At 77.1% G+C, this 388-nt stretch carries 1 protein-coding gene; it reads left to right on the forward strand.

Features of this window, described 5'->3' with window-relative positions:
• Positions 1-122: 122 nt before the first annotated feature.
• On the forward strand, positions 123-388 hold a 266-nt coding region (locus JHD63_RS24345), incomplete at its 3' end, for a hypothetical protein (protein ID WP_304952658.1).

The following is a 388-nucleotide window of genomic DNA, read 5'->3' on the forward strand; positions in this document are numbered from 1 at the left end:
CCCCCCCCCCCCCCCCCCCCCCCCCCCCCCCCCCCCCCCCCCCCCCCCCCCCCCCCCCCCCCTCTCACCCTCCCCCCCCCCCCCACACCTACACTAGGTTCTCTTCGTCGGCAGCGTCAGATGTGTATAAGAGACAGGCCGTGGGCGTGGCGCTGACGCAGCCGCACAAGACTGCGACCTGCCCGACATCGACTTCTGCGCGCTGGCGCGCGGCGCGGGCGTGCGCGGCGCGGGCGGGCTGCGCGGCGTGGCCGGGCTCTTCTACACATCTCCGAGCCCACGAGACCGTACAGGAAATCTCGTATGGCGTGTTCTGCGTGAAAATAGGGGGGGGGGGGGGGGGGGGGGGGGGGGGGGGGGGGGGGGGGGGGGGGGGGGGGGGGGGGGG

It is taken from the genome of Xylophilus sp. ASV27 (assembly GCF_016428875.1).
Classification (GTDB): Bacteria; Pseudomonadota; Gammaproteobacteria; order Burkholderiales; family Burkholderiaceae_C; genus Xylophilus.